A 24,423-nucleotide genomic window follows, 5' to 3' on the forward strand; every position below is an offset into this window, starting at 1 on the left:
ATTCCTCCTTGTCTTAGCGGCCGCGGCGACGGGTGTTTCTACTACCTGGGCGGCGGCGTTGAGATGGGGATTTCTTCTTTGCGGGCTTCGCTTGGTTCTGGGGCGTGGCCTGCCCAGGCGGGGGAAGGGCGGGACCATTCGGTTTGCGAGCACCCGTTACCTCCTTGAGTACAGGTGCACCTGCAGGATTATCGCGGCTAGAAATATCGTGCTCAGTAGCCGTGACCCCTGCTTTGTTAATAAGCGCTGATACTTCCTTGCGTTGTTCATCCATGACCAAAGTAACGACGGTCCCCGCCGCGCCGCCACGTGCCGTGCGCCCAGCGCGATGGAGATATGCCTTGTGTTCTGCGGGTGGATCGATATGAACGACGAGGGAAACATCCGCAACATCGATACCGCGCGCGGCAATATCTGTGGCAACCAGCACGGGGACGCTGCCATCGCTAAAGCCCTCGATGGCGCGGGTGCGCGCGCCTTGCCCCTTATCTCCATGTAGCGGATAAGCATTGATGCCAGCACGGCGCAGCTTTTTGACTTGCCTATCCACCCCGTGCTTCGTACGCATGAACATGATGGTTTTGCCCTGGCGAGCAGCAATTCGCAAGGCTACTTCATTCCGCGCCGGACGGTCACCGACGAAAAAGAGATGATGGGACATGGAGTCCACCGCAGCTTGAACCGGAGCAGTGGAGTGGACAATAGGATCGTGGAGGAATTGCTCCACCAGCTTATTGACGTCCCCGTCGAGGGTCGCCGAAAACAGCAATCGCTGACCTGTTGCTGGGGTCAACCGCAGGAGTTTGCGTACCTGGGGTAGAAAGCCCATATCGGCCATTTGATCGGCCTCATCAAGGGTGGTGATGCGGACCGCATCCAAATACAGCTTTCCCTGGTTTATGAGATCTTGGGCGCGGCCAGGGGTGGCGACGAGAACATCGACGGGGCGTGCCAGCGAGCGGATATGGTGATTGATATTTACCCCACCCACCACGGCGAGAACTCTCAAGCCAAGCGTTGCCGCAGGTTCATCAAGACGCTGGTAAATCTGGGTGGCCAACTCCCGGGTTGGCGCAAGAATGAGCGCACGGGGATGAGCGGGCTTGGAAGCACCCGTTCCGGCAAGGCGCGCGAGCATGGGTAAACCGAAGGTAAAGGTTTTTCCGGAACCGGTAGGGCCGCGGCCGAGTACATCTTTGCCCGCGAGGACGTCGGGAATCGCGGCGCTTTGGATGGGAAATGGTTCGGTGATGCCTTGGTCACGCAATACGTGCACTAGGCGCTGGGGTAAGCCGAGATCGGCAAAGGTAGTCATTGTTTACCCATACTATCGGCAGTAAGGCGGATCGCCGCATTCGTGTGGAAGCGCCTGCTAAATATGGGAAAGGGCCCCGAAGGGCCCCATCAAAGAAATACGAATCTAGTCGATTTGGGTCAAGCTGCGGTCGCCAGACCACTCGATGTGGAAGGCACCTGGCTTATCGGTGCGCTTGAAGGTGTGTGCGCCGAAGAAATCGCGCTGGCCTTGAATCAGGGCGGCGGGAAGGCGCTCGGCGCGCAGGCTGTCATAATAGGAGAGGGAAGAGGCAAAGACTGGGGCCGGTAGGCCCAGCTGAGTGGCAGCGACGACTACTCGGCGCCACGGATCGATGAGGTCTTCCAGCTCACCCTTGAAGTAAGGATCGAGGATGAGGGCAGGAAGGTCTGCATTATTGTCGTAGGCTGCGCGGATGCGATCCAAGAACTTGGCCCGGATGATGCAGCCGCCACGCCAGATAGTAGCTAGGTCGCGAGGGTCCACATCCCATCCGAATTCCTCGGATCCAGCCTTGATCTCATCGAAGCCTTGGGAGTAAGCAATGAGCTTGGCCGCATAAAGGGCGCGGCGCACGTCTTCAATAAACGCGGCTTTGTCCACGTCCAGCTCCTTGATAGTGCCGGCAGGCAGCTGGCCTTCTTGGGCAGCGCTGCGCTGCGCGGTGGAGGAGGAAAGCGCGCGGGCGAAGACCGATTCGGCGATGCCGGTAATGGGAACACCGAGCTCCAAGCCATTGATGGCAGTCCAGCGGCCGGTGCCCTTTTGGCCGGCGGCGTCTACGATGACGTCGACAAGCGGGGCACCAGTCTCCGGATCCTTTTGGGCCAAAACCTCGGCGGTAATTTCAATGAGATAGGAGTCAAGGTCGCCGGAGTTCCATTCGCGGAATACCTCTGCGATCTCGGCCGGCGCCATGCCTGCACCGTAACGCAGTAGCTGATAAGCCTCGCCGATGACCTGCATATCGGCGTATTCGATACCATTGTGGACCATCTTTACAAAGTGGCCGGCGCCATCTGGACCAATGTGGGTAACGCATGGAGTGCCATCAACATTAGCGGCGATGGACTCAAGAATCGGGCCAAGAGTCTCCCAGGATTCCTTCGGGCCACCAGGCATGATAGCCGGGCCATTGAGCGCACCCTCCTCGCCGCCAGAGATGCCAGCACCCACAAAGTGCTTGCCGCGGGCGGCTACGTCCTTCTCGCGGCGAATGGTGTCCGTGAACAGCGCGTTACCGCCATCAATAATGACATCGCCCTCATCCATGGCCTCAGCCAGCTGATCGATGACCGCATCGGTGGCCTTGCCAGCCTTAACCATGATGATTGCCTTGCGTGGGCGCTCCAAAGAAGCCACGAAGTCCTCGATGGTCTCCGAAGGCACGAAATTGCCTTCCTCACCGTGAGCCTCAATGAGCGCATGGGTCTTTTCAGGGCTGCGGTTGTAGACCGCTACGGTATTGCCGTTGCGGGCAAAGTTACGGGCCAAATTAGATCCCATGACCGCCAATCCCACGACGCCAATTTGAGCAAGTTCATTCTTATCAGTCATGCTGCCTATCCTACGTCACTGGGATGCGGTGCTGTCATCAATGGCTAGGCTGGTGGACTATGTCGGATACGCAGAAACTCAATGACTTGCTTCACCTCGCTCATACGCGGGTACTCACTGCAGAAGAATTGGCGTCACTTAATGCCCTCAATGGCGGCCTTGCGGAATTGATAGGGCTGCAATTTACCCATATAGGCCCGCGCGAGGCGCGTGCGAAACTGCAGGTTAAGCCCGAGCATCATCAGCCCTGGGGAGTGGCCAATGGCGGGCTGTACTGCTCCATTGCAGAAACCGTGGCCTCCATCGCGAGCGTGGTGGCTGCCGACGCCCCCGCAGTAGGAGTGAATAATTCCAGTGACTTTATCCGCTCTACGGGACAGGGGGAACTGGAGGCTGTGGCCACACCAGTGCAGCTTGGTGGGCGCACCCACCTGTGGAGCGTTGAGATGCGCCAAGGCGGGGAGCTCATTGCCCGCACCACTTTGCGCACCATGATTTTGCGTTAGCTCACCCGCTCGGCAGTAAAGGACATCCCGTGGGAGGATAGCCGTTCCAAATACGGCTCAGCTAGTCCGGTGGCCGGGGTAAGCACGCCTCCTGTGCGGTCAGAGTCGGCGCGCGATTCGAGAAGGCAGAGTGCAGCCTGGCTCAGCATCATGGCGGTAACCTCGTAGCCAGGGTCGCCTTGTGCTGAGACGGTTGCATGCCAGCGCTCGCCGTCCTCAGTCACGCCGTGGTGGCTGACTTGGAAATGCGCGCCTTCAAGCCCAGGCGTGGGCAGGACCTTTTCCACCACGGGGCGCAAGCGTGATTGGGTGCCATCAAAAAGCAGCTTGGTGGCGAGTGCCAGTCCATAGGCCCGTGCACGACCGGCTAGCCCAGTCCCTGCAAACCACGCTTCCTTATAAAACAAGCGCTTGCCCCACGCCCGCCCAAGCAGAGCGTTGGAGCGGCGCACCACGCGGGTATTAAACATGGACATGAAAAATGGACCCACCCAGCCCACGCCGTCGACTTCTTTGATTTCGAAGTCATTTTGGAGGCCGTCTAAGCGTGGCCCGGCCTTGGGATCCGGGTCTAGTGAGTAAGGATTGTGCAGGTTGCGGGCCACATCTTTATCCGCGTGCGCGGCATGCGAGACCTGCAGGGAAGACTCGATGGTGCCCGGTGAGATTCCGCCTTTGAGCTTGTCGACGACCATCTGCACCCGTGCAAACGGCTTTCCTGCCGCCTGGTAGAGATTGAGCATGCCAATATCCGAGGGGACGGAATCGAAGCCGCAGGAATGAACGATGCGCGCACCTGTAGATTCGGCCACGGCATGGTGGGAATCGATGCTGCGGCGAATAAAGGGAACCTCACCGCACAGGTCAACATAATCTACGCCATGGCGCGCGCAGGCGGCAACGACGTTATCCCCATAAAGGCTGTAGGGTCCGATCACGGTGATTAGTACCTTGGTATGTTCCACCATGTGCTCCACAGCGTCGGCATCATCGGCGGCGGCGATGGCGATGTCCCAGTGCTGATTGAGTTCATCGCGCAGCGCGGCTAGCACCGGTCGGTTCCGGCCGGCCAGAGTCACAGAGGGCGCGTTAATCGAGGCAAGGTAGCGCGCCACCAATTGCCCGACAAGCCCGGTGGCACCATAGACAGTGATATCGCTCATAGTATACGAGCGTACCGCAGTCTTTAGAGCCAGTGGTTCTTTCGGAACCAAGCCCACAGGCCCACAACGACCAAAATCATAATGATGATCGCCATGGGGTAGCCCAAAGCCCAATGCAGTTCCGGCATGATGTCGAAGTTCATACCGTAGATACCGGCCACCAGGGTGGGCGCAGCCCACATGCCAACGACCGCAGAAATGGTGCGCATATCTGAGTTTTGCTGCATGGTTACCTTGGCCACCGAGGCATCGATAAGCGAGGTAAGGCGCTCATCGAAGCTGGAGACCTGGTCTTTGACTACGAGCTCGTGGTCGTTGACGTCGCGCAGATACGAGCGCAATTGCTTAGAAATCAGATCCTTGTGGTCAGAAACCATGGATTTCAGTGCCACCGAAAGTGGGTCGATGGCATGCTTCATCTCCAGCACCTCACGCTTGAACATGTAAATGCGGTCCACATCAAACTTGAGGTTAGGGGTAAAGATTTCTTCTTCCAGCTCATCGACCTCAATGCTGATGAGACGAGAGATCTCCGAGTAACGGTCCACCATCATATCCAGGATCTTCCAGGCCATAGCCACTGGGCCAAGCTCCACCAGATCCTGCTCATCTTCCACCGTGTAGGCCAAGTTGGGAAGCTTTGCCCCGTGGCGCACGGTAATGATGAAGTTGGAACCCATGATCATCTGGATCTCACCGGTAGAAATGATCTGGCGCTTATCCGTTACTTCATCATGGTCGCGATAGTTCACGGAGCGGGCGACGACGAAGAGCTGGTCATCGTAGCGTTCGAGTTTGGGACGCTGGTGAGCCATAACTGCGTCTTCCACGATGAGTTCGTGGATGCCAAACTGTGAGGCTACCTTGGTCATCTGAGACTCATAGGGCTCGTGCAGGCCCACCCAGATAAAACCACGGCCATATTCTTCGATAGCTTCCAAAGCAGAGCTGGTGGAGTATTCACCGGGAAGCGACTCGCCATCAACAAAAACGCGGCAGTGTTCAATCGCGCGTTCCGGCGGTACCGGCAGGGAGGTGGGCTTACTTAGAGGCTCGGGTTTCTTGCGGCCCCTAAAGGGTGAAGGTACGGATGGCATCGTTTCAGCCTCCTTTGCGCGGTAGTGCGGACAAGTTCGCAAAAATTCGACGGCGATTTTATGCAGCGGGTAAATCTTACACCGAAGGCGGGTAATATAATCGAATCTATGCCTACGTGGAAAGAAGTAACCGAAGCTAATCCCGAGCACTCCCATAATTTTGCCCGCAAATGGAAGCTGCTTGCCGCACAAGGCAAGGACATCAATGGCGAGGCCCGGCTTATTGATGCCATGGTCGAGCGCAACTCCACCATCCTCGACGCCGGCTGTGGCACTGGCCGAGTCGGTGGCGAATTGCTTCGCCGCGGCCACAGCGTCGTGGGAGTCGACGTAGATCCCATTCTTATTGAGCACGCAGAGCACGACTTTCCGGACGGCCACTGGTTCGTTGGAGACCTGTGCGAGGAAGAGGTGCCGGAAGGCCCCTTTGATATCGCCGTGTCTGCCGGCAATGTGATGGGCTTTCTAGCAAAAGAAGGCCGCGAGCCCGCTTTGCGCAATATCTTTAATTCTCTCAAACCAGGTGGTCGCCTGGTCACCGGCTTCGGCGAGGGCCGGGGCTGGGAGTTCTCCGACTTTCTTGATATGGCGCAGAAGGTGGGCTACCGAGTCGACTTCACCTTCTCCTCGTGGGACATGAAGCTATTCTCGGAGCATTCCACCTTCCTCGTCGCCGTCCTTTCGCGTCCGGGGTCGGACCTTCTGGCCTAAAAGCGCCTATCGGCTTGGTCGAAGAAATCTACCTCATGGTGGCTCGCTGTGATGTAGGCGCGCTCGGCCCGTGTACGAGTGCGCTCATCCGCCCCGCTGAGAGCCTGCTCGACAATGTCGAGGCTGGCGCGGACTCCGTTGAGGAAGTCTTCACCGCCGTACATGGAAAGCCAGGAGTGATAGGGATGTTCTGGGGAATCGAAATCTGCGAGGTGTAGGCCTACCTCTGCATAAAGCCAGTAGCAGGGCAATACTGCCGCAGCGCCTACCACGTAGTCATCCGTATGAGTTGAACGGATAAGGAAGTCCGTATAGGCGCTAGTAACCCTAGAAGCTGCGGTAGTGATGCCCTCTTGGAGCCAGCCGCGGTGCAGCTCGGCCTCAACCGCCAAGCAATCATGCGCTCCTTCAGCCCAGTGCAGTCGCTGTGCCGCTGCAGGGGCTAGGCTGGCTAGGCGAGCCAAGGCCTTGGAGTAGGCGTTGAGGTACTGGGCATCTTGGTCGAGATAGAACCCAAAGGCTTCTTTATCCAAAGCGCCCGTTCCCAATGCCCGAATAAAGGGCAGAGCCTTGATAGCCTCCCAGTGATTTCCCGCCAGGTCCCACAGACGTTGCGTGTGTGGTCCGGCCGCAGGAACGCGGGGCTGCTCGACTTTTTCTGGTTCCTTCAAGCTGCCGGAAAGGTAGGGCTGTGGCAGGGTAGAGGCCGCCCGCATGAGGCGCTGCGAGCGGTGCAGGTGGTCCACGGGACCGTGCCCTTTGCCCACCTGGAGCGCATCCGCGTGCACAATGGCTTCGTGCAGCCAGTGGGTGGACCACGTAAGCGCTGCGGTGTGGCTATCGCCGGCTCCAAGCCGGGTAGCCAGAGCAGAGGAGAGGGAGCAACCTGTGCCGTGCGTATTCTTCGTGTCCACCCGGCTCGAGGAGACGCGGTGAACGGACCCATCCGGATTCACTACCGCATTGTCTGCGATATCGGAATCGAGGTGACCGCCCTTGACCACAACTGCAGTAGAAGCTTCCTTCGCCCATTGTTTAGCGGTGGCGATGGCCTGCTCGAGGTCGCCTGCCTCCTCGGTGTTGGTGAGAACAGCCAATTCTTTCAAGTTTGGGGTGATGATATCCACCCGGGAACACAGTTCTCGCACGGCCTGTTCGGCTTCCTGCTCCAGCAGCCTATCCCCGCTGGTAGCCACCATGACCGGATCCAAGACCACGGGAACATCCTCCGGCAGGCGACGTAGGAAATCTGCGACCTTGGCGGTAATGGCGGCGTCAGCAAGCATGCCAATCTTTACCGCGTCTATCTCCACATCGTCAATGACTGCTTCTAGCTGCTCTTGCAGAAATTCCACTGGCGGGACATGTACGCTGCGGACGCCCTGGGTGTTTTGGGCTACCAAGGCTGTTACCACATTCATGCCATATCCGCCCGCAGCAGCAATGGACTTTAGGTCAGCCTGGATGCCCGCTCCGCCCGTGGGATCAGTACCAGCGATGGACAGTACGCGGGGATAGATTCCCTTAGCCATGGAAAGCCTCCTTTAGTCGGGCGGCTGCTGCTGCAGGATCCTTGGCCGCCATGATGTCGCTGACTACGCAAATGCCGGCAAAGTCGCTTCCCGCCAGCTCGTGCGCGTTATGGTCTTTAATGCCGCCGATGGCGACGGAATCAATGCCGCGTTCCCGTGCGGCGCGGGCGAGGGCTGCTGCTGCATCTGGCCCCATCCCCGCCGGGGCGTTCTTCTTTGTGTTCGTCGAATACACAGGGCCGATACCGATGACATCCGGGCGGGCGTCATCCGAAATGGCAGCAAGTTCGGCGTGGTTGCCAATGGACAAGCCGATAAGTTGCTCATCGGACAGCATCCCTCGGGCTTCACGAAAGGCCATGTCATTTTGACCAATGTGTAGATGGCAGCCGAGTTTTGCTGCTACCTCCACGCGGTCATTGATAAAAAGCGGAACATTGCCGAGCACGGCCAGCAGCTCGCGGGCGGTGTGTTCAATCTGCTCATCACTAGCTTCCTTATCCCGCAGCTGGACGACGCTAACCCCACCGCGTACAGCTTCCTTCACGATGCGAACCACGTTTTCTCGCCCGCCTGCCAGATCTGGATCTGTGACAAGGTAAAGCGACCAGTCGATTGCCATTTAAACCCCTTCGACGTCTGTGAGCTTGATTAGTCCCTCGATGTCCGCCGTCGGGACATCGTAGAGCGCGTCCAGCCAAGCAACGGCAAAGGAGCCTGGCGCGTGGTGCTTTTCAGCTGCCACGCTGCCTGCGGCTCCCACGTGTGCGTGGGCCGCGATGATTGCTTCGAAAGGATCCTCCCACGCCGCCAAATATGCTGCGCAGATAGCACCGAGTGAACAACCAGTACCAATGACGTTTTGGAGCATCGGATGACCGGAGTGCAGGAAGGCAGCGCGCGTGGTTTCACCTGCGTGGACGATAAGATCGCGTGGGCCGGAAATGGCTACTACGGCGCCAGTGTTCTGGGAAAGCGCTAGTGCGGAATCTAACGCGGCTTCTACTTCATCAGTAGATTCGACGCCGCGGCCGCCCTGTCCGGTACCCGCGAGCGCAATGATTTCTGAAGCATTACCGCGGATCGCCCCTGGGCCAAGGGGCAGCACCTCATGCATGAACTCGGTGCGGTTGGAGAGACCGCCGGCACCTACCGGATCGAGTACCCAGGGGGTCTGTGCGGCATTCGCACCCGCGATGGCCTCGCGCATGCCGCCGTATTGTTCGGAGCTAGGCGTGCCACAGTTGATGAGAACACCGCCGGCTACCTGTGCAAAATCGCGGGATTCCTCCGGAGTATCAACCATCGCCGGGCTGGCGCCAACGGCCAGGAGGGCGTTGGCGGTGACGTTGGAAACGACCTTATTGGTCAAACATTGAATAAGTGGTGTGGACTCGCGCACGGCATCGTGCGCGCGGAGAAAACTATATCCCACAACTATCCCTTCGCTAGTTCTAACTGAGTGCAGGTTCGATGGGTATTTCTCAGCCGCACTGTGTGCGGCACCCCATGTTGCGTTTCTCAGCCTAACAAAGGTCACGGAAACTATGTGCGAAAATCGACGCTCCAGTGCCCAGTTGGGGTGGTGCTATCGCTATCAATGAGTCGCGACAGGAAAATAGAAAATCGCCGCCCTTGCCCTGCATTGAGGCAGGAGGGCGGCGATGCGGTCGAGGAGTAATTACTTCTCGTTCTTGTTAATGATGTTGCGCGCGATGCGCTGCTGAGTGGTGATTTCTAGGTTGCCGCGGTCGCGGGAAAGAATATTGGTTGCCCAGTTCACCAGCACTGCCAGGCGACTGCGCAGGCCAATCACATAAGTCAGGTGCAGGCCCAGCCATGCTACCCAGCCAGCGAAGCCACCAAACTCGGTCTTGCCTAGCTTAACGACGGCGTTGAAGCGCTTGACGATTGCCATGGAGCCCTTGTCAAAGTAATCAAAGGCTTCCTTCTCATTGGCGGTAGACTCCTCGTCCACCTTTGCCTGAATGAGCTTAGCGACGTGCGCGCCACCCTGGATGGCAACCTGTGCGAGGCCAGGCAGGCGGTTGAGGGAGATCATGTCACCGACCATGTAGACGTTATTGTGCTCGCCCACGGTCAGGTCCTCATTGACGGAGACACGACCAGCGCGGTCTGCCTCGACGCCAGCCTGCTCGGCCACCATCTTGCCCAGTGGGGAAGCAGCCACACCGGCGGACCAGATCTTGGTAGCACCCGTCAGGGTGGTCTCTTCCTCGGTCTTCATGTCCTTATAAGTGACGGTATCCGCGGTCACATCGGTCACCATGGCGTTGAGGTGAACCTGTACGCCTTCCTTTTCCAAGGTGCGCTGTGCCTTGCGGCCCAAGCGCTTGCCAAACGGCGGCAGTACCTGTGGGGCGCCGTCAAGCAAGTAGATCTTGGCGGAGGTGGTCCCGTAGTTTGAGTAGACATCGTTGAGGGTGCGGTTTGCTAGTTCGGCAATCTGGCCGGTCAGCTCGACGCCGGTTGGGCCAGCACCAACGATGATGAAGGTAAGCAGGCGCTCGCGCTCCGCTGGGTCATCGGTAAGCTCAGCCTTCTCAAACGCGGAAATGATCCGAGAGCGCAGCTCGAGGGCATCGTCCAAGGTCTTCATGCCTGGGGCGAACTCTGCAAAATGGTCGTTGCCAAAATAGGACTGACCGGAGCCCGCTGCAACCACCAGGGAATCATATGCGTAAGTGCGGGAGAACTCATCCTGCTCGGCAGTGACGGTCTGGTCAGCCAGGTTGATATCGGTAACCTCGGCGTTGACGAAGTGAACATTATCCTGATCGCGCAGCAGCTGGCGGGTGGACGGGGCCACCTCACCGGCGGAAATCATGCCTGTTGCTACCTGGTACAGCATCGGCTGGAACAGGTGGTGGTTCTTCTTATCGATGAGAGTGATTTCTACATCGGCGTTCTTTAGCTTCTGGACGGTGTTGAGACCACCGAAGCCAGCGCCAACCACGACAACGTGGTGACGGCCACCATTGGGACGATAAGCGGTATCAGTCATGGATTTATTGCGACCTTCCTCAAGAAAGCTAATGTTTTGTACCCATTCAGTGTAAACACTTCTAACAGAACGTGCATACTCATTGACTGATAAACTTCCGTGCATCGTTATTATTTTCGCGGCAGGAACCATTGCGCCTGTGCGGAGCGCCTAAGCCGAGGTGCGTGCCAAGCTGACTAAGGTAATTGCCGATAGTGACTTCCTCCGCCCACCAAGGAGCGCACCTGGCATTATGAGTTTTATCCGCCCCGAGCATTTGAGCTCCATCGATGCAGATTCCTGGCCCAATGTGGCTACAGTCCCTTCATCTCGTTGGCCTGGTTTAAAGGCTCGCCGTGCAGAGGCTGAATTTGCCAAGGCTTGCGATGACGCCGGATTGGAACTCGACTTGGAAGTAGAGGGCGGACCAGATCTCAAGGTCGGACACGATGCCTTGTTTGAACGAATCGCCGCCAGTGGATGGCTGGGGTTCGCAGAAAGCTTTATGGCAGGAGAGTGGTCCGTCAGCTCGTCCTCCCAGCTGGTAAAAGTGCTTGGGCGGTTGCTGGGGGTGGGATATCTTCCCAAGGCCAAGATGCTAGGCGCCGGCAATTCGGAGCCAGGGGAGTTGCCGATGGAGTTGGTCCGGCTCTATTCCGGTGATGGTTTAAGCCATGTGGGTGGCATCTTTTCTAGCGGTGTGCCGACGACCATTAGGGAGACAGTAGAAAGCTATAGCCCCAAGGCCGGCCGCAAGGAACCGAAAAGCCACTTCGTGGATGTCACGACGCTAAGCGAGCCCACGAGTGTGGACAGAGATGATTTGGGCGATGCCCAGCGTCGCGCCGCTGATTGGCTTCTCGACGTCACTCGCACCGGCGCCGGAACCCACCTATTGGTGTACCCAGCCGCTGGAATGCAGCCTGCCATGCGCGCAACCAAGCGGCGCGCAACGGTAGACGTATTGACCAGCGATGTAGAGCAGATAAGTCACATGCGTGAGGCGCTCGTGCTCGAGGGGGCAGATGATTCCATCCATGTGGAACGCATTCCCGGGGTTGTCCCAAATCCCAAGCAATGGCGCGGACACTATGACGCAATCGTCACCGTGGAAAAGATAGAACAGCTTAGCCCACAGGAGCGCAAAGAGTATATTCGCGCAGTCGACCGGTTCTTAACCCCTAATGGCCGGGCAGGAATTCAGTCCCTTGTGGCGACCGAAGCAATGACCGACGCCGGAAAGGCGTCGATTCAGGCCTTGCGTGCATATGTGTGGCCTGCACTGGACTATCCGCTTACCGCGGAGCTGCACCAGCTCGTCGATAAGAACTCGAACCTGCGCATCGTATCGGAAACACACGTGGGGACACACTACCTAGAATCTTTGCGTCAGCAACGATCCTTTTTTGATGGGCACCTGCGGGAGGCCGCGGCGGCTGGGTTCGACCCAGTATTCCGCCGCCTGTGGACCTTCCAATTTGCCCTCCGCGAGGCCTTAATGACGCTCGGAATGATTGACGCGGTGCAATTCGGATTGGCCCACCGCAACCGTGGGGGACGACGCTAGGCGGGCGGTAGCTCGTCGAAGTTTTTCATCAGGTCCGCGCTGGGCACAAAGAAGTTGGTGCCAGTAAGAGCGGTGGAGAAGTCTAGAATGCGGTCGTAGTTCCCCTCCGGCTTGCCGATGAACATATTGCGCAGACGTTCCATGACGTTTTCTGGATCCTTTGCATAGCCGATGAAGTAAGTACCCATCTCACCAGCAGCAAAAGAACCAAAGACCATATTCTCGCGGTAGATATCTTCCTCAAGGTCGTTGAGAGCAACGTGAGAATTGGAAGGCTTAATACCATCATCGAGCTCGATATCGTCAGCCTTGGTGCGACCAATGACCTTTTCTTGCTCTTCAGTGCTCAGCTCGTTCCACTTGTCGAGGTCGTGGATATATTTTTGTACGGTGACATAGGAGCCACGAGGGTAATCGGCGGCGTCGTCAAGCAATACGGTATCCAAAGCTTCCTCGGCGAGGGGATTGGCGGTGCCGTCTACAAAGCCGAGCAGGTCGCGCTGGTCAAGGTATTTAAACCCCTGGGTCTCATCGATGACCGTTGCAGCCTCACCCAGCTGATTGAGTACCTGGCGAGCCATTTCGTGGCACAGGTCATAATTATTGACACGGAAGTGCAAGAGAATATCGCCCGGTGTTGCCGGTGCCTTATGTGCGGCGTCAATAGCAGCAAATTCCTTGAGGTGTTCGGGCATAGGTGCGCTGGTCAAACGAGGCCACATGGAGGCGCCAATGCCGACTACGGTATAAAGCTCGCCGTCGTTATAACGGAAGTTTACGGACTTAAACAGTCCAGCGAACCCCGAAAGCATATCGCGGGTGGCTTGCTCGCCGCCATCCTTGATCTCAAGGACCAAGAAGAGCGTTGCGCGGGAAGGCTTATCTACTACATGCTGAATCGTCATAATGCCGATTTTACGCACCCTTAAGGGGCACAGAATGCTAGCGGGGGACAAATCGCGGGCAATGGAGATGCGGCGAAGAATTCATTGCGCGCGATTGCGCACTAGGGGAAATGGCACCCAGATAAAATGACATAATGTACATTATCGGACATTTATCCATTGTTGGGCAGTTCCTCATTTATACCTTGGCATACCTCGAGCCTTCTGGTCGGTCTTATCAGAATCCCCGCCTGCTCCTTTTATTGCGGCGATTATCTTCGCTCCGCCTTCTGCTGTGAAGCTCTGCTTTGCGATGTCGCGCAGTTACCGCGACACACTCCAGTGGCCACTGGTCCGCCAAGCTGGCTGACTAATCCTATTGAGGGCCGCCGGTATGCAGTCTGCCTCTGCGACGCCAGGCGCCTTAACTATTAAGCACTATTGAGCCCCTCCGTGCCACGGGCGCCAGCCATCTATGGCGTGTGGCTCCCGATGGGTGGCCAGACGGGTGGATTTTGGCAAAAATGCACCCCCACTGGAGTATGCAACCACACCACCATATAACGTCACATTGACGATATTCGGGGCAACTACCGCTCGCTTTGGATGTCTTATTTAACGATTACGGTAAGCACTCCACAGCTGCCATATAGTCAAAAGCGCCAAGCAGGCAGAAATCGCTACGATGACCCACATGTGTTGAACGGCTACGAAAATGGTAAAGCCGATGACTATAAGAAGGCGCAGCCACATAAACGGGATCATTTGGCGGGTGTTCATAGGCTCGTTCTTATTAGTCCTTCTTGAAGGAAATGCGAAGATTGACCTCGCCCTTTTCCTCAACCTTTGCGGCCAACATTTCCGGGGTTTCTACGCCATAATCAAGGCGATTAACTGGAACGGTGCCGCCGATGACGATGTTATCCCCGTCGCGGAGAACGTCAAAGTCTTGGGAAACCTCGTGTGTCTCATCCTTGATGGTCAAGTCACCGGTGAGCTTTACCGTGCCAATGGTGCCGTCATCTGGGACGTCGGCAAGCGAAGCGGGGTTGGTGAGCTTAAAGGAAGACTCTGGGAAAAGTTGCGTCTCAAAGAGTTTGGACTTCATATTTTGGTCGCGGACCTTTTTATCCGTAGACAACTCATCCATATCCACGGTGACCGTCGCGGTTTTGAGGGTGGAATCAGAAATTTCTGCTTGACCGGTTACCTCAGTAGTCGAACCAGATGTAGTGGTCTTTTCTGCAGGTAGGATCTCATTGAAGGTAAAACCAACCGAGGTATGATTATCAGCACGCCCCTTGGCAACCTGCCAGGATCCATCTAGTTCCGTAGACGCAGCCTTAGCTCCATCGGCGGAAATAGGCTCTGTTTTTACACCGGCGCCCTTGAGAAGCGAATACACCATAGGGCCAATGGCCACGGCGGTGAGCAATACAATGAGCACCACAAAGATGGTAATGACGAGCTTGCGGTTATAAAAAAGCTTTTTCATCTTCTATCGAAGTCCTTCTAGGCGTCGGGCCAGGGCTACAAGCTCTTCGCACAAACCGGCAAGCTCCTGCGCACTAGCACCTTCCTCCGCGGCGGTATTGATATCTTCTGCGGAACAACGTAGTTCAAAAAGTCCGTCGCGCAAACTTTCTGCCTTCTCCGGAGTAAGGATCACAGCGTTAGCGGGAATACCCGTGCCACTAACATTATTTCTTTGCTCATACGCCCGCTGTTTGCACGAGGCGCTGCAAAACTTCCGTGGCCGCCCTCTACCGCCTTGATCAATGTCCTTCCCACACCACTGGCAGGAACCGACGTTGCGTTCACGACTAGCTGTACGGATCACCCGATACACTTTAGTCCATTTTGGGCGGGCTGGGAACAAAGGCGCGAGGGTGTTCGTTATAATTAGTAGCTCTTAGGCGAAGTTTTGCTTCGCACTCAATCAGGGATCTCTTTGAAAAGGATGATGTTGCATGGCAGATCGCGTACTCCGTGGCAGCCGTATGGGCGCAGTCAGCTACGAAACCGACCGCGACCACGACCTCGCACCGCGCCAAATGGTGAAGTACCGCACCGAAGACGGCGAGATTTATGAGGTGCCTTTTGCGGATGATGCTGAAATCCCTGAGGAATGGATGTGCAAAAACGGCAAGCTAGGCCACCTTGTAGAAGGTGAAGGCGTTGAGTCTAAGCCGGCTAAGCCGCCACGTACCCACTGGGATATGCTGCGTGAGCGCCGCTCCATTGAGGAGCTGGACGAGCTCCTAGAAGAGCGCATTAACCACCTGCGCTCCCGTCGCCGTTCCGCAGCCCGCCTGCTAAAGGAGCAGCAGGAACAGCAGCAAAAGAACTCATAAGGTTCTGCCGCAGACAAAGGCCCGTACCTCCTTAGTTTTACTAAGGGACGGTACGGGCCTTTAGCGTTGAAGCATGGGCTACTTCTTCAACTGTGCAATCTGGTGCTTTGCTAGGTGAGCAATTTCCCCGGCGAAGTCAGATGCCCAGCCGGCGCCCTTGCGGGCCTGCACGCCTAGATCGTGAATGGAGCCATCCTTGACCTCACGATTGACCAGCTTGGATACGGCGCCGCCGAAATCCTGCAGCTGCTCCGTGCGGTGGGCAACGCCCCACTTGGTTACCTCCAGCAGGGAATCTTTCACGAAGGAACCATCAAGCTTGGACTCGCCGTATTCGCGCTCGGTGAAGGTAATAGGAACCTCGCGGACATCGAAGCCGGCCTTAACCGCGCGGAAAGCCAGATCCACCTGGAAGATATAGCCCGCCTTGGATAGCTCGTCGAAATCAATGGATTCGAGGAGCTCGCGGCGGAAGGCACGATAACCGGCGGTCATATCGGACAGACCAGCGCCCAGCGCCACGGAAATGTAGATATTGCCCAAACGGGAAAGGTACTCGCGAGAAGCCGGCCAGTTGACGGTCTCGCCGCCCGGAATATAGCGGGAGCCGATAACTAGGTCCGCACCCTTGTCTACCTCTTCGAGCAGCAAGTGCAGCTGCTCCGGCGCGTGGGAGCCATCTGCATCCATCTCGCACAGTACCTGGTAATCACGCTCCAAGCCCCACTCAAAGCCAGCGATATAGGCGCCTAGCAGGCCACCCTTGCCTTCGCGGTGGAGAACGTGGATATGGTCATCCTGCGCTGCGAACTCATCGGCCTTGTCGCCGGTGCCATCGGGCGAGTTATCGTCCACGATGAGGATATGCACCTCTGGGACCGCCGCGCGGACGCGTCCAGTAATGAGAGGTAGGTTTTCGATCTCGTTGTAGGTCGGGATGATGACCAAGGTCGAGGCTTCAAGCGTGCTCACAGTGTTTATGCTCCTACGTATGTATCTGTGCCGGAGCGGCGCGGGGTGCGTCGCAGGCGGTTTGTGCGCAAAGCTACCAGTGCGCAGACTGTTCCAATAATAACCATGAGCCATTGCAGGGGCGAACCAAACCTAACGGAAAAGGTCTCGCCGCTACGCAAAGGCAATTGCTCCACGAGAGCGGCCGGCGTGAAAATTTCCGTGGACTGGCTGACGCGGCCATCGGGGTGAACAATGGCAGATACTCCAGAGGTTGCCGCCACCACCACGGCACGGTCTGTCTCCATCGCACGCAGCCGGCTCATGGCCAATTGCTGGTAAGTCATATCCGAGTAGCCAAAGGTGGCGTTATTGGTTGGCGTAGTCAGCAATTGTGCGCCATTTTTGACCGATTCTCTAAAGGCGTTGTCGAAGGAGACTTCGTAACACGTTGCCACGCCTACCGGCACGCCCGCCATGGAAACCACACCTGGACCATCGCCGGGTTTGAAGTCCCCGGCAAGATCCACGTAGTCAGAAAATTTGGCAAAGAAATCCCGCATGGGCATGGTCTCACCGAAAGGCTGCAGGTACTTCTTATAGTGGTGGTCCCCTACCGCGTGGCCAGGGGCAAAGACCTGCATGGTATTGCGGGCGCCCACGTCATCGCGCGTAGCGGTGCCAACCAGAACGGGGGCATCAATCGCATCAACGGCACCACTGATTGCCGCGGCTGCCCTACCGTCATGGAAAGGATTGATATCGGATGAGTTTTCAGGCCAGATGACAAGGTCGATGTCCTTGTCGCGCGCGGCCAGCTTCTTCGTTTCAGCCACATGATTATTGAGAACCGCTTGGCGTTGCCCAGCAAAATCTAGGCCCATGCGAGGCACGTTTCCTTGGATTGCCGCAACCTTTGCTTCGCCAATAGTAGCGTCGTCTCGGTTGATGCCCAATCCTGCCACCGTCGCCGTTATTAGGGGCAGGATAGCTGCTGCAAGGGCGATACCCTTGACCGTCCAGCTGCGGTGAAACAACAGGGCGGCGATTCCGCAGCCACACAGTACTGTGGCGACGGTGATAAGCGAGGTGCCACCCCACGGCGCTAGCTTGGCTAGCGGCCCGTCGATTTGCCCCCAAGCCAGTTTGACCCAGGAAAAACCACCGAAAGGTAGAGAAGAACGCAGCACCTCCACCGCGAGGTAGACGAACGGGAAAACAATAAAACCGTACTTCCACCGTGCCACCGCGGCGCCGCCAAAGCCCAATAGGATGGCGTAAACCGCAAGCCATACTGCCAACGCAATATACGGTCCGCTTCCCACCAATTCACCGATCCAGGGCAAGGTGAGAAGATAGAGCACGAGTGAATGCGCTACCGCGAGTAGTGCGCCCAGACGGGCGGAGACGTGCCTAGTTCCCCAAGGCATCAAACTCACATAGAGCAAGCCCATGCCTGCGACTGCGGCCCACCACCAGCCGCGGGGCTCAAGGGCGGCATAAGTAAGCAGACCAGAAAGGCCCGCCACTAAAAGGCGGGCAAGGATAGGCAACACTAGCTCTTGCCGCCCTTAGTCTCGCCACCGGCAGGGCCAAAGTCATCCGGATCTAGGTTTTCAGTCCACCGGCGAATCTCTTCCTCATCCAAGACCTCATGTGGGCCAGCGTCCTGAGTACTCGGGTGCCCGCTGTGTGCGGCTTGTCCGCGGCCGAAGGAGCCAAAATCGCCATACGTGTCATGCTGCTGCGCCATCGGGGTTGCCTCGTAGATCTTGACACCCATATTCTCGATCTTGCGGTACAAAGACGCTGCCATAACTGTGCGGATGATTGCACGGGTGGGCGAGAAAATAAGTAGGGCGCCGAGAATCGTGGTTAGGAAGCCAGGCAAGGAGAGCAACATGCCGCCTACCAAGGTAAGACCTACGTTGCTGGCAGTCTTGCCCATATTGCCGCCGCGGACAACGTAAGTGCCGTCTCCTGTGCGCTCGACCTGCTTTCCCATCAAGCGCCGGACTTCAATGCCGGCGATGGACATTCCGAAAAACATGGTGACAAAGAGCGCGATTAGCGCCCAACCAACACCGATCCATGTGGATACGGCCCAGAAAGTCAGGGTTTCTGCGACCATGTAGAGAGCAAAATAGAAAACGGCATGGCCTCAGTTTAACGAGGCAGACTGAAAATGCGCTGGCAACACTCGTGAACTATGCTGCAGCCGCGGCAGGTTAAACTGGTGCGCATGTTTACTCCTGCGCTTTTCGACGCCCCTCAGTACGGCACGTGCACCCGCATCCACGTTGCCGGCGGCAGCACCCACGCCCCAGATTGGGCAACTTTGGCAGAATGCGCCAGTGCTTGCGCGGATGGATTTGTGTACATCGACCGGTTTTCTGCCATCGAGCTGCGCGGAATTACGGATGCGGAGGCGCTTAAGCGGCGGCTCCAGGGCCTGCATCTACATGCCGCCACGGTGCCGGTGCTGGCCTCACCCCTATCGGCAGCGGCCAAGCAGGCGGCCCAAGACATTGCGGCTGAACTGGGTGCGGTAGAAGGTGGGCCAGGTCTTGCAGTCATCGCGGAAGAGGATAACTTGCCCGCGGGTGCCGCTGGTGTGAGCTTAAACATCGACAAGGATGGTTCTTTGTACCTTGGGCGCTCCCCGCTTGTCGACACCCCTACTGCCCCACTTACCCCACACGCCGCCGCCCGTCATTATGAGGAAGCACTCCAGTGCGCGGAGGCCGAGGAACACACAAGCTCCGCCCTGGCAGAACCCGGCCCCATTGGCTGGCTGGATGAGCATCTGCCTGCGGGCATCGTTGATCTGGGCGCAGGCGTTCATAAAGGCGCAATTCCAGCCGAGTTTGCACAGCTCATTGGGCAGCTGGAAGTAGACATCACCGTCACCCCTTGGGGCGGATTAGTCTTTCACAATATCGCTGAGGGCGATGCCGAGGTGGTTCTGCGCGTACTCGCCCCGCGTGGATTCATCTTCGACATCAACTCCCCACTGCTCCGCGCACACTAGCAGGATCGCAGACTCTAGCGTGGCATGTGCCGCCAGATTGGGCGCGGCACGAGGCGCATGATCCACGCTAGGCCCTGTAGAGCTCTGGGGATCCAGATGGTGCGCGAACGCGGTCTCCCGCGCCGTGCATCGTGGTCTATGCAGCTGACCACGGCCTCGGCCACATCCTCTGGACGCACCGAAAGCGGCGCCGGTTTCATTCCTTCTGTCATGCTGCCAATCACGAAGCCGGGGCGTGCGGTAATGAGTCCTAGCCGACTGCCGTGCAGCTTGTCGGCCAAACCTTGACAGAAGGCGTCAAGACCAGCCTTGGTAGAACCGTAGACGTAATTCGCTCGACGGGCCCTCCACCCTGCGATCGAAGAAAACGCGATGATGTGACCGCGCTGCATGCGCTCAGAAACCAAGGTGAGCAGGGAAATCTGCGCCGCGTAATCAATTTTGGCGATGTCGACCGCGTGGGAAGCATCGCGTTCCGCTCGCTCCTGGTCACCCAGGATGCCAAAGGCTACAACCGCAATCTCCAGAGGTCCTGCTAGCTCTATCGCGCGATCGACAACGCCAGCATGGGACGGAAAATCTGCGGCGTCGAAATCAAGCAAGTGCACGCTGCGCGCGCCCGCCGCCCGCAACTGCTGTTCTCTACCGTCCATTCCATGGGTGCCACGAGCAGCGAGCACGATGTCCTTACCGGGAGCCACCCGCCGAGCTATTTCGCCGCCGATATCACTGCGGCCACCGAGGATTAGTACGCCAGCCATTTAACGGACTTCACGCGGAGCTAGGTTAAGGGACTCGTAGCCATCGCTAGTAAGCACCACGATATCCTCCAAACGCATGCCCCACTTGCCTTCCACGTAGATGCCCGGCTCAATGGAAAAGGCCATGCCTTCTTCCAATGTGAGGTCATTGCCTTCCATAATGAACGGCTCTTCGTGAGTGGATAGGCCGATGCCATGGCCAGTGCGGTGGACAAAGTTGTCGCCCCAGCCGGCTGCAGCGATTGCCTTGCGGGTAATGGCATCGATCTCTGCGGCGATGCTACCGGGGTGGGCTGCAGCGCGGGCGGCTGCTTGGGTGTCGGCAAGCACGGCATAAGCATCCTGAAAGTCCTGCGGTGCCTTGGAAACGTCCCCGCCGACCACGTAGGTGCGGGTGCAATCGGAGTGGTAACCGGAAGGCAGAGTGCCGCCGATATCGACGACGACTGGCTCGCCCTCCGCTAACACACGGTCCGAGAAACTATGGTGCGGGTTGGCGCCGTTCGGGCCCGAGCCGACAATCACGAAATCGATAACGGTGTGCTCTTGCAAGATGAGCTCTTCCAATTCCTGAGCCACCTCCGCCTCGGTGCGGCCCGGCTGGAGGAGTTTTGGTACCTGTGCGTGGACCGCATCGATGGCCTGGCCAGCCTTGCGCAGCTCAGCAATCTCAGCTTCATCCTTGCGGGTAAAAAGCTCCGCCAGCGCGTAGGTAGCCAACTGATAATTGGCTTGTGGGATTAGATCCTGAAAACGCAGGACGTGGTCTGCAGTCAGCGACTGCCCCAGGGCCACATTGTTTAGAGCAGCGCCTGCACCATCTAGTGCTAGCTCATAGGGATTATCGCCGTCGTTCCAACTCCTTAGCTCTACATCCAGCTCTCCTACTGGAGCCGCCTTGATATCGGTGATATCGGTATTAGGCGCTGCGATCCACGCATTGCCTTGCTGCGGCACGACCAAAACGGTAAGGCGCTCGTGCGAGGAAACCCAGGAGCCAGTGAGATAGGCAAAGTCTGGACCCGTACCGATGAGGAGTAGATCGATGTCCTTGTCCTTAGCGGCCTGTTGGGCGGCCTGCAGGCGCTGGGCGTAGACATCAGCGGAAAAAGTCTGAGTAACAGTCATGTCCCAGAGTCTACTCGCCCAAGCCGCGGCCTCTAGGCGCCGATGGCTACCACACCGCGCTGAATGGCATCGATAGCCCGACGGGCATTGCGCTGAATCTCGCCGTCATAACCGGTCTTCGCCACCTGCTGCAGGAGGTCAATGACCTGCCGGCACCAGCGGACAAAATCACCGGGGGTAAGTTCGGCGCCGGCTTCATTAGCGGCAGCCATGCAATAGCCCAAGGGGGCACCGGCTGCCCATTGGTGGACGGCCAGGGCGAAACCAGCCTCCGGCTCACGGGTAGGCGGCAGACGGTGGCGCTGCTCATCGGCGGTGAGTTCGGTATAAACGCGCCACGTGCCATTCATGGCATCGGCCATGCGCTCGGTAGCTGCTTCTGGCTGCCCACTGGTAGCCTTGCGGTTTTCGAAACAGCACAAAGAAGCAACGCCGGCAAGCTCGGCAGGATCCAGCTCATCCCAAATCCCGCGCTTCAAGCACTGTGCCACGAGCAGATCGGATTCGCTGTGAATCTTGGCTAGACGCTCGCCTTCCTCAGTAATTACGGGCGTGCGTTCGGAACCTACCCCGGTGAACTCGACATAGTCCATTTCTGCCAGAAGGTCAACGATGCGCTCGAAGGTGCGGCCCAAAGTATCTGTAGCCTTATTTACCTTGGACTGGAGCTTGTCTCGGTCACGCTCGCGCCGTGCGAGCTTTTGTGCCAAGCCCGCCAGCTGCTCGCGATCAGTAGCCGGCCACTCGTGCGCGGGATGAGCGCGTAGCTGATCGCGCAACTGCCCTACCCGCTTATTGGGCCGAGTACGGGGCTGCGACTTCATCCGCTTGGGGCGATCGAAGTGCTCACGGCGCAAGACATCCTGCACGTAACGGGTATTGCGCCGTGGGTTCTTGCGTACCGGCTTCGGCACTTTAATGCGCCCCACCTGAATGGGAGGATTATTGATCCCGGCGGCGTCGATCCGACCAGACCACCCAGATTCCGTGGTAATCCACGGGCGGGGATCCGCGGTCTGGTTAGCGGGCGTGACAACCGCAGCGAGAATAGGGCGCTTCTTGCCGGGCATGGCGATAACATCACCTAGCTGCAGACGCCCCAGAACCGCAATAACCTCTTGGTTGCGTTGGTTAGCGCTATCGATTTTGGACTGCTTTTCTTCAGCGCTGAGTTCGCGGCGCAGGCGGACGTAGTCCATCAGTACCTCGGCGGGATCTTCCCCGTCTTTGGCAGGAGGTGCTAGCGACGCCACGGCATCATCCAGCTGGCTGCGCAGCTCGCGTACTCGATGTTCCGCGCGCTCAATTTCACGGGTTTCTTCCACCACCGAGCCATCCGCTTGGAACTGGGCAAAAGACTTCTCTAACAACCGAAGAGAGTCTTCGAACCCAAGCATGCCCAGCAAGTTGATTGCCATATTGTAGCCTGGAGCGAAGGTAGAAATGAGAGGGTAAGTGCGGGTGGAAGCAAGGCCGGCTACTTGACGCGGATCCATGGCGGGGGCCCATTGCACGACTGCATTGCCCAAGGTATCGATGCCGCGACGCCCCGCGCGGCCAGTTAGCTGCGTGTACTGGCCGGGGGTGAGATCAACGTGGGCCTCACCATTGAATTTGATGAGTTTTTCTAGCACCACGGTGCGCGCCGGCATATTGATGCCGAGAGCCAAGGTTTCGGTAGCGAAGACGGCGCGGACGAGGCCGCGTACGAAGAGGTCTTCCACGATGTGCCGGAAGGCCGGCAGCATACCTGCATGGTGTGCCGCGAAGCCCCGGGAAAGGGCTTCGCGCCAGCGCTTGAAGTCTAGGACCTGTAGATCTTCTTCGGGGATACCTTCTACACCAGCATCGACGATTTCTTTGATCTGCTGCGCTTCTTCTTGGGAGGTAAGCACCATGCGGCTGCGCAGACACTGATAGAGCGCGCCATCGCAGCCAGCGCGGGAGAAAATGAAGGTAATGGCCGGCAGCATGTCTTGGGACTGGAGTACTTTCAGTACCTCCGGACGGCCCAAGGGGCGATAGCGATCCTGCTGGCGAGAAGCACCGGAGCGTCCCCTTCCCCTTCCACGGAATTCACTACGACCGCCGCTCTTGTGGCGGGCGCGTGCGCGAAAACCCTTGCCGGACTTATAGTCTGCGCGACCGTCGTCGGTATCGCCGGCCTCAAGGCGCTGGATTCTACGCTCTAGCTCGGCGTTGACTTGTCCGCCGGATTCGGGTTCGAAAAGCGGATAAATCTTACGTCCCAGCATCATCCACTGGTCGAGCGGAACTGGGCGGTGTTCGGAAACGATGACGGTGGTATCGCCACGCACAGTGGAAAGCCAATCGCCGAATTCTTCCGAATTGGACACTGTGGCAGATAGACCAATGATGGAGACATGGTCTGCCAGGTTGAGGATTACCTCTTCCCACACTGCGCCGCGCGAGGCATCGGCCAAAAAGTGGATCTCATCCATGACCACATGGGTAAGGCGATCTAGTGCTGCGGATTCTGCGTAGATCATATTGCGCAGCACCTCGGTGGTCATAACGACGATCTCTGCATCGGAGTTGATCGATACATCACCGGTGAGCAAGCCGACGGCTTCCTCACCGTGCTCTTCCACCAAGTCGTGATACTTCTGGTTGCTCAACGCCTTAATGGGAGTTGTATAAAAGCACTTGGTACCTCGGCTTAATGCCAGCGACACCGCAAACTCGCCCACGATGGTCTTGCCGGCGCCGGTCGGCGCGCACACCAGCACACCGTGCCCGTCTTCCACGGCTTGGCAGCCCTTAACCTGGAACTCATCCAAGGGGTATGGCAGGGCTGCAGAAAAAGAATCCAGATGAGTTTCAGTCATGACTCCCCAGGCT

At 57.8% G+C, this 24,423-nt stretch carries 23 protein-coding genes; 5 read left to right on the forward strand and 18 right to left on the reverse strand.

Going from position 1 to position 24,423, the window contains the following annotated elements:
- Nucleotides 1–13: 13 nt before the first annotated feature.
- Together ACP8J1_RS05855 and gndA are read right to left on the reverse strand one after the other, a co-directional pair.
- Nucleotides 14–1,315: a DEAD/DEAH box helicase gene (locus ACP8J1_RS05855; protein WP_023027850.1), complete on the reverse strand. Its 1,302-nt coding sequence runs from the start codon at nt 1,313–1,315 to the stop codon at nt 14–16.
- A gap of 105 nt (nt 1,316–1,420) precedes the next feature.
- Nucleotides 1,421–2,872 (reverse strand): NADP-dependent phosphogluconate dehydrogenase, encoded by a 1,452-nt coding sequence (gene gndA / locus ACP8J1_RS05860; protein WP_023021580.1) that lies wholly within the window; start codon nt 2,870–2,872, stop codon nt 1,421–1,423.
- Nucleotides 2,873–2,931: 59 nt separating this feature from the next.
- On the opposite strand from gndA, the gene ACP8J1_RS05865 reads away from it, so the two are divergent.
- Nucleotides 2,932–3,378 carry a PaaI family thioesterase gene (locus tag ACP8J1_RS05865; RefSeq protein WP_023021579.1) on the forward strand — a complete coding sequence of 149 codons (447 nt, stop codon included), beginning with the start codon at nt 2,932–2,934 and terminating at the stop codon, nt 3,376–3,378.
- Here ACP8J1_RS05865 and ACP8J1_RS05870 read toward each other — a convergent pair.
- Nucleotides 3,375–4,541: a saccharopine dehydrogenase family protein gene (locus tag ACP8J1_RS05870; RefSeq protein WP_034655349.1), complete on the reverse strand. Its 1,167-nt coding sequence runs from the start codon at nt 4,539–4,541 to the stop codon at nt 3,375–3,377. The two genes, ACP8J1_RS05865 and ACP8J1_RS05870, sit on opposite strands and share 4 nt — an antisense overlap.
- A 23-nt stretch (nt 4,542–4,564) precedes the next feature.
- Nucleotides 4,565–5,638, reverse strand: a complete 1,074-nt coding sequence (locus tag ACP8J1_RS05875; protein ID WP_023021577.1) for a magnesium and cobalt transport protein CorA — start codon at nt 5,636–5,638, stop codon at nt 4,565–4,567.
- Between the two features lie 108 nt (nt 5,639–5,746).
- Between ACP8J1_RS05875 and ACP8J1_RS05880 the strand changes: the two genes are divergently transcribed.
- The gene (locus ACP8J1_RS05880; RefSeq protein ID WP_034655351.1) at nt 5,747–6,349 is read left to right on the forward strand and encodes a class I SAM-dependent methyltransferase; all 603 of its coding nucleotides are present in this window, start codon (nt 5,747–5,749) and stop codon (nt 6,347–6,349) included.
- On the opposite strand, the gene ACP8J1_RS05885 is transcribed toward ACP8J1_RS05880, so the two are convergent.
- The 4 genes from ACP8J1_RS05885 to ACP8J1_RS05900 form a co-directional block, all read right to left on the reverse strand.
- The gene (locus tag ACP8J1_RS05885) at nt 6,346–7,881 is read right to left on the reverse strand and encodes a bifunctional hydroxymethylpyrimidine kinase/phosphomethylpyrimidine kinase (protein WP_486697326.1); all 1,536 of its coding nucleotides are present in this window, start codon (nt 7,879–7,881) and stop codon (nt 6,346–6,348) included. The genes ACP8J1_RS05880 and ACP8J1_RS05885 overlap by 4 nt on opposite strands.
- Entirely contained in the window at nt 7,874–8,503 is a 630-nt protein-coding gene (gene thiE, locus ACP8J1_RS05890) for a thiamine phosphate synthase (protein WP_023021574.1), read from the reverse strand. The genes ACP8J1_RS05885 and thiE overlap by 8 nt, the downstream gene beginning before the upstream one ends.
- Nucleotides 8,504–9,316, reverse strand: a complete 813-nt coding sequence (thiM, locus tag ACP8J1_RS05895) for a hydroxyethylthiazole kinase (protein WP_302518295.1) — start codon at nt 9,314–9,316, stop codon at nt 8,504–8,506.
- Between the two features lie 246 nt (nt 9,317–9,562).
- A complete protein-coding gene (locus ACP8J1_RS05900) occupies nt 9,563–10,906 on the reverse strand; it encodes an NAD(P)/FAD-dependent oxidoreductase (protein ID WP_023021572.1) in 1,344 nt (447 codons plus the stop codon).
- 232 nt (nt 10,907–11,138) lie between these two features.
- Between ACP8J1_RS05900 and ACP8J1_RS05905 the strand changes: the two genes are divergently transcribed.
- Nucleotides 11,139–12,452, forward strand: coding sequence for an SAM-dependent methyltransferase (locus ACP8J1_RS05905; protein WP_023027851.1), 1,314 nt, complete (start codon nt 11,139–11,141; stop codon nt 12,450–12,452).
- On the opposite strand, the gene ACP8J1_RS05910 is transcribed toward ACP8J1_RS05905, so the two are convergent.
- The 4 genes from ACP8J1_RS05910 to ACP8J1_RS05925 form a co-directional block, all read right to left on the reverse strand.
- Entirely contained in the window at nt 12,449–13,357 is a 909-nt protein-coding gene (locus ACP8J1_RS05910; protein ID WP_486697331.1) for a Dyp-type peroxidase, read from the reverse strand. The two genes, ACP8J1_RS05905 and ACP8J1_RS05910, sit on opposite strands and share 4 nt — an antisense overlap.
- Before the next feature lie 594 nt (nt 13,358–13,951).
- Nucleotides 13,952–14,116, reverse strand: a complete 165-nt coding sequence (locus ACP8J1_RS05915) for a hypothetical protein (protein WP_023021569.1) — start codon at nt 14,114–14,116, stop codon at nt 13,952–13,954.
- Nucleotides 14,117–14,129: 13 nt separating this feature from the next.
- Complete coding sequence (locus ACP8J1_RS05920; RefSeq protein ID WP_302518292.1) at nt 14,130–14,831, reverse strand: YceI family protein; 702 nt, start codon at nt 14,829–14,831, stop codon at nt 14,130–14,132.
- A 3-nt stretch (nt 14,832–14,834) separates the two neighbouring features.
- A complete protein-coding gene (locus ACP8J1_RS05925) occupies nt 14,835–15,176 on the reverse strand; it encodes a hypothetical protein (RefSeq protein WP_034655353.1) in 342 nt (113 codons plus the stop codon).
- Between the two features lie 130 nt (nt 15,177–15,306).
- On the opposite strand from ACP8J1_RS05925, the gene ACP8J1_RS05930 reads away from it, so the two are divergent.
- Nucleotides 15,307–15,690, forward strand: coding sequence for an RNA polymerase-binding protein RbpA (locus ACP8J1_RS05930; RefSeq protein ID WP_023021567.1), 384 nt, complete (start codon nt 15,307–15,309; stop codon nt 15,688–15,690).
- Between the two features lie 78 nt (nt 15,691–15,768).
- Here the strand turns inward: ACP8J1_RS05930 and ACP8J1_RS05935 are convergent, their stop codons facing one another.
- From ACP8J1_RS05935 to ACP8J1_RS05945, 3 genes are read right to left on the reverse strand one after another with little or no spacing between them, the layout of a single operon-like run.
- Nucleotides 15,769–16,662, reverse strand: a complete 894-nt coding sequence (locus tag ACP8J1_RS05935) for a polyprenol monophosphomannose synthase (RefSeq protein ID WP_023021566.1) — start codon at nt 16,660–16,662, stop codon at nt 15,769–15,771.
- 5 nt (nt 16,663–16,667) lie between these two features.
- Entirely contained in the window at nt 16,668–18,197 is a 1,530-nt protein-coding gene (gene lnt, locus ACP8J1_RS05940) for an apolipoprotein N-acyltransferase (RefSeq protein ID WP_023021565.1), read from the reverse strand.
- On the reverse strand, nt 18,197–18,772 hold the full coding sequence (locus ACP8J1_RS05945) for an FxsA family protein (RefSeq protein WP_486697335.1): 576 nt from the start codon (nt 18,770–18,772) through the stop codon (nt 18,197–18,199). Before ACP8J1_RS05945 ends, lnt begins: the two co-directional genes overlap by 1 nt.
- Before the next feature lie 111 nt (nt 18,773–18,883).
- On the opposite strand from ACP8J1_RS05945, the gene ACP8J1_RS05950 reads away from it, so the two are divergent.
- Nucleotides 18,884–19,672, forward strand: coding sequence for a precorrin-3B synthase (locus ACP8J1_RS05950; RefSeq protein ID WP_152687336.1), 789 nt, complete (start codon nt 18,884–18,886; stop codon nt 19,670–19,672).
- A 14-nt stretch (nt 19,673–19,686) separates the two neighbouring features.
- On the opposite strand, the gene ACP8J1_RS05955 is transcribed toward ACP8J1_RS05950, so the two are convergent.
- From ACP8J1_RS05955 to ACP8J1_RS05965, 3 genes are read right to left on the reverse strand one after another with little or no spacing between them, the layout of a single operon-like run.
- A complete protein-coding gene (locus tag ACP8J1_RS05955) occupies nt 19,687–20,433 on the reverse strand; it encodes an SDR family oxidoreductase (RefSeq protein ID WP_023021562.1) in 747 nt (248 codons plus the stop codon).
- Complete coding sequence (locus ACP8J1_RS05960; RefSeq protein ID WP_023021561.1) at nt 20,434–21,561, reverse strand: M24 family metallopeptidase; 1,128 nt, start codon at nt 21,559–21,561, stop codon at nt 20,434–20,436.
- A 32-nt stretch (nt 21,562–21,593) separates the two neighbouring features.
- Nucleotides 21,594–24,410: a DEAD/DEAH box helicase gene (locus ACP8J1_RS05965; RefSeq protein WP_023021560.1), complete on the reverse strand. Its 2,817-nt coding sequence runs from the start codon at nt 24,408–24,410 to the stop codon at nt 21,594–21,596.
- Nucleotides 24,411–24,423 lie beyond the last annotated feature (13 nt).

This window comes from Corynebacterium sp. LaCa_205 (genome assembly GCF_057458085.1).

Bases quoted from the DNA above. Each gene is read 5' to 3' on its own strand.
- ACP8J1_RS05870 (WP_034655349.1), bottom strand. From the start codon at position 4,541: ATGAGCGATATCACTGTCTATGGTGCCACCGGGCTTGTCGGGCAATTG.
- ACP8J1_RS05945 (WP_486697335.1), bottom strand. From the start codon at position 18,772: ATGGTCGCAGAAACCCTGACTTTCTGGGCCGTATCCACATGGATCGGT.
- ACP8J1_RS05915 (WP_023021569.1), bottom strand. From the start codon at position 14,116: ATGAACACCCGCCAAATGATCCCGTTTATGTGGCTGCGCCTTCTTATA.
- ACP8J1_RS05865 (WP_023021579.1), top strand. From the start codon at position 2,932: ATGTCGGATACGCAGAAACTCAATGACTTGCTTCACCTCGCTCATACG.
- ACP8J1_RS05880 (WP_034655351.1), top strand. From the start codon at position 5,747: ATGCCTACGTGGAAAGAAGTAACCGAAGCTAATCCCGAGCACTCCCAT.
- ACP8J1_RS05965 (WP_023021560.1), bottom strand. From the start codon at position 24,410: ATGACTGAAACTCATCTGGATTCTTTTTCTGCAGCCCTGCCATACCCC.
- ACP8J1_RS05920 (WP_302518292.1), bottom strand. From the start codon at position 14,831: ATGAAAAAGCTTTTTTATAACCGCAAGCTCGTCATTACCATCTTTGTG.
- gndA (WP_023021580.1), bottom strand. From the start codon at position 2,872: ATGACTGATAAGAATGAACTTGCTCAAATTGGCGTCGTGGGATTGGCG.
- thiE (WP_023021574.1), bottom strand. From the start codon at position 8,503: ATGGCAATCGACTGGTCGCTTTACCTTGTCACAGATCCAGATCTGGCA.
- ACP8J1_RS05855 (WP_023027850.1), bottom strand. From the start codon at position 1,315: ATGACTACCTTTGCCGATCTCGGCTTACCCCAGCGCCTAGTGCACGTA.
- ACP8J1_RS05955 (WP_023021562.1), bottom strand. From the start codon at position 20,433: ATGGCTGGCGTACTAATCCTCGGTGGCCGCAGTGATATCGGCGGCGAA.
- ACP8J1_RS05905 (WP_023027851.1), top strand. From the start codon at position 11,139: ATGAGTTTTATCCGCCCCGAGCATTTGAGCTCCATCGATGCAGATTCC.
- ACP8J1_RS05930 (WP_023021567.1), top strand. From the start codon at position 15,307: ATGGCAGATCGCGTACTCCGTGGCAGCCGTATGGGCGCAGTCAGCTAC.
- ACP8J1_RS05950 (WP_152687336.1), top strand. From the start codon at position 18,884: ATGTTTACTCCTGCGCTTTTCGACGCCCCTCAGTACGGCACGTGCACC.
- ACP8J1_RS05885 (WP_486697326.1), bottom strand. From the start codon at position 7,881: ATGGCTAAGGGAATCTATCCCCGCGTACTGTCCATCGCTGGTACTGAT.
- ACP8J1_RS05875 (WP_023021577.1), bottom strand. From the start codon at position 5,638: ATGCCATCCGTACCTTCACCCTTTAGGGGCCGCAAGAAACCCGAGCCT.
- ACP8J1_RS05910 (WP_486697331.1), bottom strand. From the start codon at position 13,357: ATGACGATTCAGCATGTAGTAGATAAGCCTTCCCGCGCAACGCTCTTC.
- ACP8J1_RS05900 (WP_023021572.1), bottom strand. From the start codon at position 10,906: ATGACTGATACCGCTTATCGTCCCAATGGTGGCCGTCACCACGTTGTC.
- ACP8J1_RS05960 (WP_023021561.1), bottom strand. From the start codon at position 21,561: ATGACTGTTACTCAGACTTTTTCCGCTGATGTCTACGCCCAGCGCCTG.